Source organism: Hansschlegelia zhihuaiae, assembly GCF_004103825.1.
Classification (GTDB): Bacteria; Pseudomonadota; Alphaproteobacteria; order Rhizobiales; family Methylopilaceae; genus Methylopila; species Methylopila zhihuaiae.
Map to the genome: position 1 here is coordinate 134,336 of NZ_RYFI01000006.1, position 360 is coordinate 134,695.

Genomic DNA, 360 nt, shown 5'->3' on the forward strand with positions numbered 1-360 from the left:
CTCCGCCCCGCGGCCGTCCGACGAGGACCCCAGCGAGGTTTCCGAGTCCGATAGTGTGCCCTCCGACGGCGAAGCCGCCGCGCTGACGGGCGCCGCGCCGCTCGCGCCGGAGGCCGTCGCGCCCGTGGCCGAAGAGGAAGCAGAACCCGGCCCCGCCCAGGCCGCGACCGTCGAGGAAGCGCCCGCGGAGGAGATCGTCGCGACCCACGAGGCCGAGCCGACGGAGGCCGCCGACGCCGGCGCGGACGTCGTTGAGGCGATAGAGGAAAAGGCCGCCGAGCCGGCCCCGTCCTCGCCGCCCCTGGCGGAAGCGCCCGAGGATCCGGCCCGCCCCCGCCGCACCGGCTGGGGGGGGCGGCG

General features: G+C 78.6%; 1 pseudogene. It reads left to right on the forward strand.

Annotation, left to right across the window (positions count from 1 at the left end):
- Positions 1 to 55 precede the first annotated feature (55 nt).
- Positions 56 to 360 (forward strand): annotated as a pseudogene (locus tag EK403_RS23040) (ribonuclease E/G); the annotation flags it as partial.